Source organism: Bacillota bacterium (assembly GCA_009711825.1).
GTDB lineage: Bacteria > Bacillota > Proteinivoracia > UBA4975 > VEMY01 > VEMY01.
In genome coordinates, this window is sequence record VEMY01000036.1 from 16,248 (window position 1) to 32,640 (window position 16,393).

Annotated in this window: 8 protein-coding genes; 6 read left to right on the plus strand and 2 right to left on the minus strand. The window is 50.2% G+C overall.

What is annotated here, in order from left to right; all coding sequences use genetic code 11:
• The first annotated feature begins 282 nt into the window (after positions 1–282).
• Genes FH749_11185 through FH749_11200 form a run of 4 tightly spaced genes read left to right on the plus strand, consistent with a single transcriptional unit; the run spans position 283 to position 13,560 of the window.
• Entirely contained in the window at positions 283–11,067 is a 10,785-nt protein-coding gene (locus tag FH749_11185) for a PKD domain-containing protein (GenBank protein ID MTI96026.1), read from the plus strand.
• On the plus strand, positions 10,997–11,761 hold the full coding sequence (locus FH749_11190; GenBank protein MTI96027.1) for a hypothetical protein: 765 nt from the start codon (positions 10,997–10,999) through the stop codon (positions 11,759–11,761). The genes FH749_11185 and FH749_11190 overlap by 71 nt, the downstream gene beginning before the upstream one ends.
• Before the next feature lie 19 nt (positions 11,762–11,780).
• Complete coding sequence (locus FH749_11195) at positions 11,781–12,149, plus strand: hypothetical protein (GenBank protein ID MTI96028.1); 369 nt, start codon at positions 11,781–11,783, stop codon at positions 12,147–12,149.
• Positions 12,127–13,560 carry a hypothetical protein gene (locus FH749_11200; GenBank protein ID MTI96029.1) on the plus strand — a complete coding sequence of 478 codons (1,434 nt, stop codon included), beginning with the start codon at positions 12,127–12,129 and terminating at the stop codon, positions 13,558–13,560. Before FH749_11195 ends, FH749_11200 begins: the two co-directional genes overlap by 23 nt.
• Before the next feature lie 31 nt (positions 13,561–13,591).
• Here FH749_11200 and FH749_11205 read toward each other — a convergent pair whose 3' ends face one another.
• Both FH749_11205 and FH749_11210 read right to left on the minus strand, forming a co-directional pair.
• Entirely contained in the window at positions 13,592–13,987 is a 396-nt protein-coding gene (locus tag FH749_11205) for a hypothetical protein (protein MTI96030.1), read from the minus strand.
• Between the two features lie 144 nt (positions 13,988–14,131).
• A complete protein-coding gene (locus FH749_11210) occupies positions 14,132–15,172 on the minus strand; it encodes a M42 family metallopeptidase (protein ID MTI96031.1) in 1,041 nt (346 codons plus the stop codon).
• A gap of 131 nt (positions 15,173–15,303) precedes the next feature.
• Between FH749_11210 and FH749_11215 the strand changes: the two genes are divergently transcribed.
• Complete coding sequence (locus FH749_11215) at positions 15,304–15,738, plus strand: transcriptional repressor (protein MTI96032.1); 435 nt, start codon at positions 15,304–15,306, stop codon at positions 15,736–15,738.
• Entirely contained in the window at positions 15,735–16,391 is a 657-nt protein-coding gene (locus FH749_11220) for a hypothetical protein (protein MTI96033.1), read from the plus strand. The genes FH749_11215 and FH749_11220 overlap by 4 nt, the downstream gene beginning before the upstream one ends.
• Positions 16,392–16,393: the final 2 nt, after the last annotated feature.

The window sequence follows — 16,393 nt, forward strand, 5'->3', positions numbered from 1 at the left end:
AAGCTAAATAGGTAATGACAGAATTGGTGAGGAGATAATAATGTCGGCTCTAGGCGCGTGGGAGCTTTTTTAAATTGTTTGACAACAGCAGAGAAAACATATTATAATTCATAATAATGAAATTTAATGGGTGCGGGGTTTTAATGGGTGATTTTTGCTTCTAGAAACATTAGCAGTCGAGGCTATTCTCTACAACTAATTACAGCATAAACACATAGTTTTGTGTGTACGAACAACTTGCCCGATAAATTTATCTGATTCCATCGGGGAGGTTGTTTTATTATGCAAAAAATTCTTGCCCTAATCTTGAGCCTGATTGTTGTTTTTCAGCCATCATTAAATGTTTTTGGACAGGCCTGGAGTTTCCTGGACTTTTCGGCCACAAACACAGTTCACCAGGACACTGAGGCTATTGAGCAAGACCTTGAGACCAATGAGCTAGTGCATAAAAGGGAAGCAAATGTAAAGCACTTTGCTGAAGATGAATCAAGTTATCGTGCGGAGATTTACCCATTTCCTGTTCATTATCAGCATGGAGAAGACTGGTTTGATATCGACAACACTTTAATTGAGGCGAAAGATAGATCTGGCAATCCAGTGATACATAACAAAAGCAATAGTTTTCAAGTCCAGTTTGCTGGAGACCAATATTCAGAGCAGCTCTGGTCGCTTATTAAAGGCAACTACGCAATTTCATGGAATCTTGCGGCGGAAAAACAAAGCATAAAGCCAGTTATTTATAACCTTGACGAAACTGACAGTAAGTTGGTTTCTGTGTTGGAGTATGAAGATATAGTTGATGGACTCACCGTTACCCATATGGTCGAGCCTAAGGGGCTGAAGACATGGACAACTGTCGCTAGTCAGGAATCAGTAAATCAATTGGCCTTTGACCTCTATGTTGTAAATCTCAATGCGCAGAGTTCACCGGATGGCTCAATTGTATTTTTTGATCCAGAAGACAAAATGCCTGCCCCAGTGTTCACCTTACAGTCACCAGAGATTATTGATGCTGCCGGAGAACGTATAGATGTTGTAGAGTATGAGTTAAAACAATCAAATAACGGGTACTCTTTGTTATTATTACCAGATGCAGATTGGCTGGCTGACCCGGAGCGGGCATTTCCCATATTCATTGAAGCTACAAAAACTGCTTTGACTGGACCCGAAAATGTTGAAATGGTGAGCGTGTCTGTTGAGGATTCTGACGAACAGGCGGTGGGCCTGTCAACAGCTGAAACTTATAGTTTTAGCCGGATTCAATTGCCTGAGTTAGATGCTGAAGCGACAATCACTTCCGCAAACTTTAACCATCGCATTTTCGAAAGATTTGTAGATTATCCGACGCAGATGAGTCTGCATCAGGTTCTTGAAGGTTGGGACATAAATCAAATACCTGAAGGTGTTCTGCCTGAATACGAGAGTGAAGAAATAAATCCACAATCGCTTCCAGATTTAGCACACTTTACCTGGGACATTACCGAAATGGTAAAGAGTTGGCATAACGGTGCCGATAATCATGGTGTTGTATTAAAGGGCGTTGACTACAGTGCTGCAAAGGACTTTAGTTTGCCTAAAGTTGTAGCCGAAAACCAGGTGACAAAAATACCTTTGCTTGTGTTGGAGTTTCAAGACGCTGACGAGTCTCACGATGTTACAACGCAAGGTGATGACGAAGCAGTGGAGACGGAGTCGGTCGATGTTGATTCATTTTTATCCACTGGCATGGATGATAACTCCATCCTTCAGCATTCTATATTTTCCGGATTTTATCATAATCTTGCAATAAAGCATGATGGAACCGCGTGGTCATGGGGGCGTAATAATTATGGCCAGCTTGGTGATGGGACTGTAACATATCGGGATTACCCAGTTCAGGTAGAAGGATTGACTGATGTCAAAGCGGTGGCTGGCGGCCAGGAGCACAGCGTCGCATTAAAGGCAGACGGGACAGTTTGGGCGTGGGGAAGAAATAACAATGGGCAATTGGGGGATGGAACTTTAACTACAAGGCGCACACCAATCCAGGTGGAAGGTCTTACTGATGTAATTGCCCTCTCCTGCGGCTCGTACCATAGCGTTGCCTTAAAAAGCGATGGGACGGTTTGGAGTTGGGGGTTAAATAACGCCGGTCAGCTTGGGGATGGGACATTAACAAACAGGCGGACTCCTGTACAAGTGATAGATTTAGACGGTATTGTTAATATTTTTGCTGGTATGCGGAGAAGTTACGCACTAAAGGAAGATGGTACAGGCTGGGCCTGGGGATGGAATAATAATGGGCAATTAGGTGATGGTTCGACGACCAACCAACGCAGGCCGGTCAAGATGATAGTAATCGATGACATAGAGGCAATTGCAATTGGGAACGCTTATCTTATTCTCTTAAAAAGGGATCAAACTGTTTGGGCTTGGGGCATTAACAATTACGGACAGCTTGGTGATGGAACAACAGTGACAAGAAGTAGTCCAGTAAGGATTGATTCCCTTGAAAATATTGCGGCAATTGCAGCAGGGTACGAACACAGTATGGCATTAACTGAAGATGGATTTGTGCTTTCTTGGGGGCGGAATAATTCGGGTCAGCTTGGAGATGGCACAACCGTAAATAAATCCACGCCGATTCAGGTCCACAATATATCCGGAATACAGTACATCGCTGCATCTGGTGGCTGGCATAGTTTCGCCATGGGGGGTGATGGAATTATCTGGGTTTGGGGGCAGAATAATTCTGGACAATTGGGTGATGGAACAAGGACCAACCGCCTATTGCCTGTCCCCCTGCTTCAATTCGATGGGGAACCCCCCACTATGCCGACCGACCTCCGATTGGAATCTAAAACCGGTTCATCTGTGACCCTGACATGGACAGGCTCAACAGATAATGTCGGTGTAGAGGGTTATGAGATCTTCCGTGACGGCGTGTCGGTTGGCAGTGCTTCAGGGACAAGCTTTACCGACTCGGAGTTAATCCCGGATACGGTATATACCTACTCCGTCCGGGCATTTGATGCCGCGGGTAATTTTTCAGAGCACAGCGAGACTATCAGTGCTATTCCCCTGATGCCCAGAATAACCGGGGTCACACCTGTTCATGGTAGTACCATCGGTGGCCCGGTTCAAGAGCGACTGACCGTCAATTTTGCCAACAGCCAAAATGCAGCTGGCTCCAGGGCAACCTTTGAATTCTCCATCGATGGCCTGGAGTGGACTATGATTGACAGCGCTGTGTTCGGTCCTTATGTCCTGGACTCCAACACAATTTACTTCTACACCAATTGGGATTTAACACCCTTAGCTAGCGATGAATACTTGCTTCGCTATACTGTCTATGATGCTGAAGATAACTCAGACAGCATTGATATTATGTACGATGTTAATCGCACACCGCCTGCAGCCGTGGAAAATTTAGGAGCGGAGCCGGACTGTGCCCGCATCAATCTTACATGGTCTATGGCCAGCGAAGCCATTGTCTCCTACTATAATGTTTACAGGTCAGAAGCTGAGGCCGGTCCATATTCACTGCTTAAAAAAGTGGACGGCCGCGCCACTACCCATTTTACTGATGGCGCTGTCCAGGCTGAAACAACATACTATTACAAAGTTCGTGCTGTAGATAAGTTTGACCAGGAAGGCAGCTCATCAAATATTGCCTCTGCTCAAGCAGATCCGGATACAATTCCCCCGGTTGTATTGGGTATCGCTCCGATTGACGGGACAAGCTTTGGAGCCCAGGCCCAAATCACTGTGCGGGCAGAGGATAATGTGGCATTAGCTGCCATTACATTACAGTATTATGATTCTGACCACGAAGATTGGGTTGCCATTGAGACAATAGAGACGGCCAATAATGCGGTATTTACCTGGACTACCGAAGGACTGACGGGAGATGTGCAGGTTCGTGCCATTGCCCGGGACGCTGCCGGTAATGAGAGTGATGGCCTACCCGTACGCACCTATTATATTGATACCCAGGGACCGGAAAAGGTGGAAAACTTACGGGCCACTCCCTATACAGTCAGTGCCCTGTTGCAATGGGACGATGTTTCTGATGACGATTTTGCCTATTTCCAGGTAGAACGGAAAAGTAATCCGGATGGGGAATTTGTGGCCATCGGAACCACCGATAACAGGCTGAGAATGACTGTGTCTGATTTGGAGCACAGCACCACCTACTGGTTCCGGGTAGTCGCATATGACCGGCATGGCAACCGGGGCACTCCCTCGGACGAGCTGGCGGTGACGACTACTGCGGATATCACTCGTCCGTATATTTCCGACCTAGGTCCGCAACCCGGGTATTATGCCTACTCAATCAGCCTGCGTGGTACAGCTATAGACGATGTCGGTGTTATATCATTTACTTTCCAGATTTCAGATGACCTGGAGACCTGGGATGATATTGTCACCCTGCCTGTTGCCGGAGCGCCCAGGGAGGCGACAGTCACCTATGATTTCGACATATCCGGCTATCCAGACGGAACCTACTATGTCCGTGGTGTAGCTGTTGATGAAGCGGGCAACGTAAGTATCACATCATCCATTGCATCTTACGTGGAATACAGGTTTGATCATACCCCTCCACAGGCGCCGGCTGGATTTAGAGTAGAACATACAGAGGGCAGCATCATTTTGGCCTGGGATTTGGGGCAGGAAAATAACCTGAAGTACTACCGGGTTTCTAAGGCTCTGAGTCCGGACGGTCCTTATACTGTGGTGCGGGACAACCTGACCGCCCTGGGGTACCAAGACCGCGATGTCCAGCCTGAACAAGAATACTACTATAAAGTTTCCGTTGTGGACGCAGCTGGAAATGAGAGTGAGCTTGCCGGTCCAGTCGCTGCCCAATTATCTCCGGATACAGAGGCACCTGAGGTTGTCAGCATCCATCCGGGCACCGAAACGGGCCTGCCGGCGTATCCTAAATTGCATGTCTTGGCAGCGGATAATTATAAGCTGGCCAGGATTACTGCCGAATATTGGTGTGACCATACTAGCCAATGGTTGGCAATTGGCAGCAAATACGTGGACGTGTACAGTGATGTCGCCAGCTTTATCTGGGATACCGACGGTCTAGAGGATGGAGTATATGTCGTCAGATATAGTGCGGAGGACCAGGCTGGCAACATTAGCGAGCCCCGGATTGTAGAATATGAGCTAAAGGTAACTCCCCCCGCGGCACCGCTGGTTACCGTAACTTCCGGGGATTGGAATATCACAGTTTCCTGGGAATATGACGCCGAGGATGAACCGGAGCGGTTCCAGGTTTATCGGAGTAGCGATGGTGAAGATGAGCGGTTAATTCAGGTAACCGCGGATACCTCTTTCACCGATTCAATGCTCAATCCTGCCCATGCCTACAGTTATGCGGTAGAGGTCATCGACCAATACGGGAACTCCTCCCGGAGTAAGCAAGCGGTGGCCACCCCACGGAATAACGACATTTATCCGCCCACTGCGATAGCCGGCGACGACCGGGTCTCGATTATCGGCATGCCCGTCCAGTTTGACGGCACGCTCTCCACAGACAATGACCGGATTGCCAGCCATCTTTGGGAATTTGGCGATGGCACCACTGCAGAAGGAGCGCGGCCTGTCCACATATTCGCCGAAGCAGGAGTTTATACTGTATCGCTTACAGTTACAGACCCGGCGGGCAACAGCGATTCTGATACCCTGCAGGTGACCGTCCAGCCCCAAGAACAAGTTGGGACTCTGGAGGTGCGTGTGCTGGATGTCGATACCGGCGAACCACTCTCTGGCGCCAGTGTATATGTGGATTTCCCAGACAACACGCCGCCCCGGTTTACAGCCGATGGCACCGGCATCGCCACTATTGTGGCGGCACCCGGAAACTACAACATTTCCGCATATAAAACCGGTTACCTGCCAGCAGAGATTAACGCTACGGTCCTGCAATACCAAAATTCGACTGTCACAATCCAGCTGGAAAGAGGCGAGCTGGTTGTAGGCGATTTGAGCGTGCGCCGTTTGGACATTGATGAAATCGCGGAAGCGGGTATCGATGTCAATGCGCCGGAGAATCAGTTTGTTTATAAGTTTGATGTACATCTGGAATTTGCCCAGGCTCCCCTGCCAGTAAGCTATGTATACGTAAACGGCCATGGTGACCTTCTTATGGGAGGTGAGCCCGTTGCTTATACCCCTCGGGGCACGGGCGGGGGTAACACCCCTGGCCAAGGGCGGGGGAATGGGACAGCCTATCCCAAGGTAATAACCCATAGCGACCATCCTGATGTTCAGCCCACCATTGCCTATCTGGTAGTATCTCAGGAAATCAGCTGGCTGAAAGAATTCTTTGAGGTGGGATTGGTTCTTACCAATATGGCTGAGCCCCAGTTTGTGTTGGCGGACTCTTCGGCAACGTTGCAGCTGCCGGCCGGGCTGTCTCTGGCCACCACCGAAGTTGCGCAATCCCGACAGGTCAATTTCGGCGACATTGCCGGTCAGGAATCCCGGGAGGCCAAGTGGGTGATCCGGGGCGATGAGCAGGGTTATTACGACTTGGCAGTTGATTTCAACGGGACTTTGTTGCCCTTCAACGACTCCGTTCAGACCAACTTCCAGACCAGCGAACCTTTCCGGGTCTGGGGCGGCGATGCCCTGCATATTTACGTCGATGTTCAGGATGCGGCATATATTGGCGAACAATATTTCGCCCAGTTCAGAGTCACTAACGAATCGGATATTCCCATCTATAATCTCAAAACCACTCTTGGCGCATATATGGAGCCAAATCCTGTCCATGAAGTGATTGTGACCCATCTCGATGGCTCAACAAGCGTGCGCAGGAGCGGCGGTGGATTTAACTTCGTCCTGCCTTCCACCGATGCCCGTTGGCGTCTCCCCTATCTCCAAAACGGTGACTCGGTGGAAATTGACGTGTTGGCACCGGGCGAGAGCATTCACGGTACTTATGCCGCAGGATTTGCGGCCGCGGGTGATCCGTACGAAGTCTATTACGTGTTGCGAAATGCTTTCCATGTCACCCGCACTGGCAGTAATGTTGAGGTGCCGGTAACCATTCGCACGATACCCAGTCACGTATCAAAGTCCAGACTAGTTTATGTGGATAACAGGGCGATGTGGGCCGATCCGGTTGACACAACCACCGGCGCCTTCGTTATTGAGCGGGAAGCTTTGAGCGTGCTGGGGGCAACGGAACTGTCCCTGGATCTGGAATATAACTCGCTTTTGCTGGAAGCGGGGGACGTGGGCAAGGGTTGGAGCCACAATTTTGAGCAACGCTTGGAGGAACAGCCCGACGGGACAATTAAGGTCTATTGGTCGCCGTCTAACTATAATATTTTCTTCCCCAAAGACCACGCTACCCGTCATATCTATGGCGAAGAAATCGCCGGTGGCACCTTCAGGATAGCCGAGAGCGATCTCGACACAGAACAGGAGTATGTAACCTGGGTCAATGGCTTACAAAATTACCTGCTGAAGAAGCATGACGATGGCGCCTATACCCTGACCTGTGACAGTATGAATGAGTATCTGTTTGACGCCAGCGGACAGTTGTCTGGTATGGTGGACAAGAACGGTCGAACTGTCGCTGTTGAGCGCCCCGATTCTTCAGCCCTTGTGATTGCCGAGCCTGCCTCCGGCCAGACCTTAACCCTCCATTACAGCGACGAGGGATTAATCGAACGTGTCACTGACCGCACCGGCCGGTCGACCACCTTCGCCTACAGCGAAAACAATTGTCTGGCCAAGATAACCGATCCGCTTGGTAACGCCACCACCTACACCTATGATGAGGACGGTCGGGTACTCACCGGCACCGACGGCGAAGGGGTCAGGTTTATTGACAATACCTATGATTCCAAAGGTCGGGTTGCCTCCCAGGTCGACGGTGTTGGCGCACTAACCAGGTTCGACTATGATGAAACCAGTGAGTTCTGGCGGACCGTGGTTACAATCACCGACCGAAACGGAAACACACGCAAGCATGTGACCAACCGACTGGGTCAATTTGTGCGCATTGAAGATGAACTGGGTCGCACTACCCATTTCACCTATGACGGCTTGGGCAACCGGACCAGCGAGGTCGAGGCTAATGGCAACGCCACCATTTACACATATGATGAGCGGGGCAATCTGCTGACTGTTTCTGATGCTGAAGGCACCCAGACAGCAATGACCTATGACGATAACAACAATGTCCTGACGCTTACTAACGCCGACGGCAATGATGTAATTAATACCTATGATGAGCGGAATTTGCTGGTCTCCACCGTGGAAACCAACGGGGGGCTGACCACGTACACCTATAACGAACATGCGCAGATTTTGTCCAAGACGGTTGAGGGTTCCGGCACTATGTACTACACCTATGAAGACGGTTTGGTTAAAACCGTAACCGATTTCTTGGGCAATGTCACCAGCATGGAATATGACGAGATTGGCAGACTGCTTACGGTTACTGATCGGGAGGGCAATACGAGCAGTTATACCTATGATGCCGTCAACAGTGTCCTGACGGAAACCGATCCCCTTGGCAATACTGTAAGCTACACTTATGACGCCCGCTATAACAAGCGCACAGAAACAGATCAGTTGGGTAATACAACAGAATTCAGGTATAACGGCAACGGTCAACTGACTGAGTCCATTGATGCCCTGGGGAACAAGACCAGGTACATTTACGATGGCGAAGACCGGTTGCTGAAGACCATCGACTCTGAGGGGAATGTTACGGAGACAGTGTACGACCCGGCGGGGCAGGTAATTACTGTTCGGGACGCCCAGGGCAATGAGGCCCAGTTCACTTACCACATTGAGGGCCTCCTAGCCACGGAGACCGCTCCCGGGGAAGGTGTTACAGCCTTCACCTATTACAAAAACGGTCAGCTGCATACCAGTACCGACGCCCTGGGCAATACCAGCACCCATTACTATGATCCGTGCTGGCGCCTGAGCCAGGTTGTCGATGCCGAAGGAAACAAAACTGCATACACTTATGACAGCGCCGGCAATATTGCCACCGAGACCGATCCCCTGGGCAATACAATCAGCTACACCTATGACAGTCTGGGACGCCTCATCAGTGTGGAGGATGCTTTGGGCAATGTCACCGAATACGGATATGACGCCAACGGCAATCTCCTCGAGGTTACAGATGCCCTTGGCAATAAGACCCGGTATGTCTATGATAAAGAGGACAGGGTCATAGAAATTATAGATGCACGGGGCAATTCCACCAGCGCCACCTACGATGCGGCCGGCAATCTGGTTGCGGCAACAGATGCCCTTGGCAATTCACTGACCATGGAATATGACGCTGCAGGCAACCTGATTGAGACAAAAGACGCCTATGGCAAGCCAGTCGCCAAGACCACTTACGACGCATTACACCAGCCGATACGGGAAGAAGACGCGCTGGGCAACGTGGTCATTTACGATTACGACAGCCTTGGTCAGCTGATTGAAATAATTGATGCCCTGAACCGCAAGACCAAACTTCACTATAACGAGATCGGCCAGCTTACAACTGTCCTCGACCCCTTGGAGGGAGAAAGCAGCCAGAGCTTCGATGCCGATGGCAATCTCGCCACAATAACTGACCCCAACGGCAACCAACAATCCTTTAACTATGACGAACTGGGACGCTTGGTGGAAGAGTCCACTGCAATCGGCAGCACCAAGACCTACGGCTACAACGCCCTCAGCCTCTTGACCGAAATGACCAACGGCCGTGGCCAGGAGACAACTTTCGAGTACGATGCTGCCGGCCGCCTGGTCAGCTTTACTGATCCCGACGGCACGGTTACCTATACCTATGATGCCAATGGCAATATTCTAACGGTAACCGATGAAAACGGGACCATCATTCGCACCTATGACGCTCTGGGTCGGGTGAAAAGCTTTACCGATGTGAACGGCAATACGATAGAATATACTTATGATGAAGTTGGCAACCTGACAACTCTTACCTATCCCGGTGGACAGGTGGTAGAATATGAGTATGATGCCGCCGACCGTTTAACGACGGTCACAGACTGGAACAACCGGGTCACCACTTACGAGTACGACAAAAACGGCCGGCTGAATAAGACAATCCGACCCAATGGCAGCGAACTGACAATAACCCACGATGATGCCGGACAGATCATTCAGAAGCTGGACACCGATTCAGTAGGCAATATCATCAACCAGTATGACTATACGTACGATGCTTCCGGCAAGGTGACCGTAGAGCTTTCGGCAACAGAACCCCGGCTATACGACCTCAATAGCCTGACCATGGTCTATGATGAAGGTAACCGACTTGTATCCTATGACGGTCAGGACGTAGAATATGATGCCGACGGCAATATGACCTTTGGCCCCTTAGACGGCCAGATGGTGGAGTATATCTATGACTCTCGGAACAGACTGATTCAGGCCGGTGACACCGAGTATATCTACGACGCTGAAAACAACAGAATCGCTTCCATTGAAGACGGGGTGCGGACCGATTACGTCACCAATCCCCATGCCCACCTCAGTCAGTTGCTGGTTGAAAGCACGAGCGGCAATGAAACCTATTACGTCTATGGTATCGGCCTGATTGGCCACCAGGAGCCCAATGGTGCCTACCGGACATACCACTTCGACATCCGTGGCAGCACCACTGCTATCACCAATCAGGATGGAGTAGTGACAGACCGGTTCCAGTACGGCCCCTATGGCGAGCTTGTCAAACAAGAAGGGACAACAAAAACCCCGTTCCTCTATAATGGTAGAGACGGGGTCCAGACCGAGAACAGCGGCCTCTACTACATGCGGGCCAGGTACTACAATCCTGAGATTAAGCGGTTTATAAACCAGGATGTGTTGATGGGGGATATCTCAGACGGCAGGAGCCTGAACCGCTATGCCTACGCCGGCGGCAATCCCGTCACGATGGTGGATCCCTTCGGTCTTAGTCCTGAGTTTAGTTCGGCAAGTATCTACGGCAATCTTTTTGCCAGGTTAGGCGGTCTATTCCTTGGCGGGGGAGTTACCGGCACGCTCATGCTTTGTTGCCGGCACGCTGATCCTTACCAAAGACGGTCATAAACCGATTGATGAAATCCAGGTAGGAGAAGAAGTCTATTCTTATAACCCTGAAACTGGCGAAAAAGGTCTGAAGCCGGTTGTCAATACATTCGTGCATGACAAGGATGTCTTGCTGAATGTTTATATCGGCGAACTGAAGATTGAAACCACCGAGGAGCATCCATTCTGGGTAGCGGATAAAGGCTGGGTGCTGGCAGGAGATCTGGAAGTTGGCGATCAGCTGCTACTGCACTCCGATGAAATAGTTGAAATCACTGAACTGGAATGGATACACCTTGTAACCCCGGTGAAGGTCTACAACTTCGAGGTAAAGGACTGGCACACATACTTCGTTTCCGAGATTGATGTGTTTGTGCATAACAAGGCGTTAAAATATGATCCGGATGCAGGTGGATTTTCTTCTTTCAGGAGAGTAAAGAAAGCTCTTGGCCCCGCTGGAAAAGGTAATCAGTATCACCATATTGTAGAACAGTCACAGATTGCAAAATCAGGTTTTTTACCTAGACAGATACACCATTACGATAACGTGATTGCAGTTCCTAAACCAGTGCATCGTAAGATAAGTTCTTACTATTCATCCAAGCGGGATTTTACAAACGGTTTAAGGGTAAGAGATTGGTTGGCAGGCAAGAGTTTTGAAGAGCAAATGGAATTCGGACTGAAGATTATGAAGGATTTTGGTGTTATGCAATAAATAAGGTGGGAGGTTAATTATGAGAAAACCAGATGTCGATAAGCTAATTAACGAGTTTATTAAAAATGCTGAAATACATGGGGAAGCGACCTATTCTGGGAAATATAAAGTTGGAAATAAGGCTTCTGATAGACTCTTCAAAATCAAGAAGAAGATGTCAGAGAACCCTAGTCTTGCGGAAGAAATGCTAGATATTTTACTGACTGATAGCAAAATAAATGTAAAAATATGGGCATCTGGAATAGCTATAGACTTAGGATACCGGCTAGATGAAGCGGTAAAGATACTGGAAAAGATATCAACTATGCCTGATATTGGTATTTTACGCTTTGACGCTGAGATGTCACTAAAAGCTAGAGGACTAAGTGGAGGTGATAATAGTGAGTAACCTTTCCAAGAGATTAATAATAATCTCCCTGTTAGCAATCTGCTTGATTGCTCCCGCTCATGCAGCTGAGTACACTTACGATGAATTAGATCGCTTAATCAAAGTTGAGTATGAGACCGGTCAGACTGTTACGTACACCTACGATGCCGGCGGCAACATCCTCAATGTGGAGGTATATTATCCCTTGCAGGTTGAACCAATTGGGGACAAGCAGGTGGACGCAGGGCAGCTTCTGGAGTTTACGGTGGAAGCCACCGGGGTTGAAGGTGGCGAAATAGTGTATTCCGCTCACAACCTTCCCGAGGGCGCCAGTTTTGATGTTGCCACTGGGCGATTTAGCTGGATTCCCGAGTATGAGCAGACCGGCATCCACTCCGGCATCCGGTTCGAGGCAAGCGCCAGTGGTGCCGTTGTTAGTGAGGAAATCACAATAACAGTCAATAGTGTGAACACTGCGCCGGGGACTGATATTGAGTTTGAAGACGAAGAAAGCGGCCTGGTCCTGACTTTTGAAAGTATAGACCGCTGCGGCAACACTTCAGTCACAGTCTATGACACTTTGCCAGAAGGCGAATTCAGCAACGTCAGTTTCCTGCCCTTGTATTTCGACATTACCACGTCGGCTCTTTACTCAGGTCAGGTTAGGATTACTGCCAGTTATGATGAGCAAGATTATGAGCTGGATCAAGAGAATATACGCTTATTCCATTTTAGGGATGGTGAAGCCGTCGATATCACTGACCCGATTGATCCTGGCCCGGGCGGCAATCCCGATACTGCAGCGAAAACTATCAGTGGTGTAGCAGATGGCTTCTCTGTATTCGCGCTGGGTGTTATTAACGAACCGGTGGAATTGAAACTGGGCGACGAGCCGATCGTGCTGAATGCTTTTATACCCAGTGGAACACCGGTTACCTGGTCGTCCAGCAATCCGGCAGTGGCAACGGTCGATGAAAACGGCGTTGTGTCCCCAGTTGCGTTGGGAAGGACGGCCATAACTGTGGCCACCACTGATGGCGGGTATTCGTCTACCTACGATGTTCTCGTGCAGCCCTATGTACAGTGGCTGCCGCCAATCAAGCTTCCACCTTTTCTCCGGGACATGAGCGCATTTGTGATTAATCCCAGACAGACTTTGCCGGTGAGGTTCAATCTGACTGACGAGCAGGAAAGCGTACTGCATCTGGATAATGTGGAGGTGCAGGTCTGGACGGCGGATAGGGAGGAGTTGATGGGCAGCTATAGTCTGACTGCTTCCGGTCAGATGCGGCTTACACGCAATCCCCAGGGTGTTTATCATGCAAATGTCAATGCCGGAACGCTTAACCTCAGCCCTGGAGAGACGTATACAATTTGGGCTGTGGTAGAGCAAATTGAGGCTGACGCAATAACGATTCGAATCAAGGATTAAATAAATGAATCCCCTCATCGAGGGGATTCATTTATTCGGAACTCCAATTGTCCCATTCAGTATCGATATCGGCGCCTTGGATATACCAGAGGTTTTCTACTTGATAGAGGTGAAAGACAAAGGGCAGGTCGTATGTAATATTGTTTTCACTGAAGGTGATTGTAACGCTGGCGTGGGCTTCGGTACTGGTGACATTAGTCACGCTATGTATTTCATAAGCATCCAATGTTTCAAGGCCTTCCAAATCAAGTTGATTCGGGTTTCGGTTAGTCAATTCTGCAAGTAGCTCCCGGTTGCTTTCCTCCATCGCTTCCATGAAAGCTTCAATTAATAACGTCGGGCTGGATTGGATGTTGTTGGTGGTAAAGCAGGCGGACAAGGCCAGTGCCAACAGAACGAATAAAGGAAATATCTTTTTGATATTCATATAAACCTCCTGCCAAAATGATATAAAAAGGTATTTAGCTTGTGCAATTTCTTTGGGAGAACTTAGATACACTATAGCGTACACAGATAATTTATACAATTAAGCCCTTGTTCCGGTTCAGGCTTCGGAGCAAGGGCTTTTTGCCTAATCGCTTTTACACCAGAGCAAGGTAAGTTCGGCTGTGGCCAGCAGGCTGTCTTTATGGGTGCGCTCATAGGAGTGGGAGGCGTCGACGCCGGGGCCGATGAGGGCAGCGGTGAAATCGTAGCCGGCCCGGAGGGCGCCGGAGGCATCGGAGCCGTAGTAGGGATAGATATCAACCTGGTAGGGGATATTGTGTTCTTTGCACATCTTGACCAGTTTTTCCTTGAACTCGTAGGTGTAGGGGCCCGAGGAGTCTTTGGCGCAGATGGAGACCGAGAATTCGTCGGACTGCTGGCCTTCGCCGGGGGCGCCCATGTCGATGCAGAGGAACTCATGGGTCTTTTCCGGGAGGCCGGCGGTGGCGCCATGGCCCACTTCTTCGTAGTGGCTAAAGAAGAAATTGGTGGTATAGGGGAGCTGGGTGTTGGTTTCTTTCAGCTCTTTGAGCACAGCCAGCATGATGGCCACCCCGGCCTTGTCATCTAAGTGCCGGGACTTGATAAAGCCAGTGTCGGTTTCGGTTGTCCGGGGATCAAAGACGACAAAGTCGCCGACTTCGATACCCAGGTCCCTTGCGTCCTGCTCGCTTTTGACCACGGCGTCCAGGCGCACCTGCATTGTCTCGGCTTTGCGTTCAGTTTTCAGCGTATCCTGGCCGTGGACATGGGAGGAGGCCTTGTTCAGGAGCAAGGTGCCGGACACTTCTTTGCCACCGGAGGTGAGGATCAGGCAATTTTCCCCCTCGACATTGGCCCAGCCCAGGCCGCCAATGTTGGTGAGCTTGAGCTTGCCGTCAGACTTGATTTCCTTAACCATGGCGCCCAGGGTATCGATATGGGCCGAGAGGGTGCGCTGGCGCTCGTTGTCTTTGCCGGGCAAGGTGGCGGTGATTGCGCCTTTGACGGACTTGGCATATGGGACGTTTAGCTTCTGCAATTGGGCCTCTATGTAGGCATTGACTTTGGCCGTGTAGCCGCTGGGGCTGGGGATGCGGAGCATGGCCATTAGTTCTTCTTTGAGGGTCGGCCAATGTTTTTCCATTATCATCTTGCGTCCTCCTTGTTTGTGTGTTGTCTACAGTATACCAAAGTTCGGGGAATAATTGACAGTTCCGCCCATATACTATAATATGAAATAGTAAATGAAATTCATTTTCAAGAAGGTGTTAAAAAATGGGCATAGACAGTTTGTTGGCGAAGTTAAATCGCCATGGTTACCGGGTGACCCGGCAGCGGAAACTGGTGCTGATGGCTATTGGCGAGAACGCCTGCCTACAGAGCGCCGAGGACATCTACGAGCGCTGCCGCCGGGAGGATAAGAGCATCAGTATGCCGACGGTCTATCGGACGTTGGAAATGTTGGTGGAATTGGGGCAGCTGCGTAAACTGAATTATGATAGCGAACGTGCCTGGTTCGAGCCGGTGCGGGGTGAGCACCACCATCATATGATCTGCCAGCGCTGCGGGGCCAAGGCTCAAATTTCCCAGTGCCCCGGCAAACTGATTGACGAGCTGGCGGCAGCGAATAACTTTCAGGTTCTTGACCATCGCTTTGAAATCTTTGGAATCTGCGGCAGCTGCCGCGGCAAAGAGGAGGATGTTTCATGAGTCATTTACATTTACCCGATGGCGTTCTGCCCGCTTGGCTGGCTCTGGGAGCTTTGCTGGTGATGCTGACCATCGTACTTTGGTCGTTATTTCTTCTGGAGCGTCAACGGCGGCTGCTGCCCACCGTTGCCGTGATGGCAGCGGTGGTGCTGGTCGCCCTGAACATACCCCTGGGCTTGCCTTTGCATTTGAATTTGGCTGCCCTGGCGGGGATAATGGTCGGGCCCTGGTTTGGGTTCTTGGCTGTGTTTATCGTCAATATCTTCAGCTCGCTTGTGGGGCATGGCGGCTGGACTGTCCTGGGGATTAACACCCTGCTGGTGGGGAGCGAAGCCCTGGTGGCAGGGGCGCTCTTTGGCCTCCTGGGCGCAGGCCGGGCGCTGATGCGCAATGTCTCCGTTTCGGTGGTGGTGGCGCTTCTGGTTTCCACCGCCCTGGTGGTTGGCGTCGTCTATCTTGCCGGCATCGAGTTGGAGGCCCTGGTGGAGCATGATCATGGCCATGAAGTAGACGCCGGCCATGGCCACGGGCACGGCTTCCTGGAGCAGTTCCTGAAGATTGTGGCGCCGCTCTTGGCAATTTGGCTGGCCCTAGAGCTCTTAATTTCCCTGGGGGCGATGCGCTTCATCAAACGTGTTCGGGGCGGGGTGTAGTC

Coding starts and splice junctions, on each gene's coding strand:
- FH749_11220 (MTI96033.1), top strand. CDS start 15,735: ATGAGTCATTTACATTTACCCGATGGCGTTCTGCCCGCTTGGCTGGCT.
- FH749_11205 (MTI96030.1), bottom strand. CDS start 13,987: ATGAATATCAAAAAGATATTTCCTTTATTCGTTCTGTTGGCACTGGCC.
- FH749_11210 (MTI96031.1), bottom strand. CDS start 15,172: ATGGAAAAACATTGGCCGACCCTCAAAGAAGAACTAATGGCCATGCTC.
- FH749_11195 (MTI96028.1), top strand. CDS start 11,781: ATGAGAAAACCAGATGTCGATAAGCTAATTAACGAGTTTATTAAAAAT.
- FH749_11185 (MTI96026.1), top strand. CDS start 283: ATGCAAAAAATTCTTGCCCTAATCTTGAGCCTGATTGTTGTTTTTCAG.
- FH749_11215 (MTI96032.1), top strand. CDS start 15,304: ATGGGCATAGACAGTTTGTTGGCGAAGTTAAATCGCCATGGTTACCGG.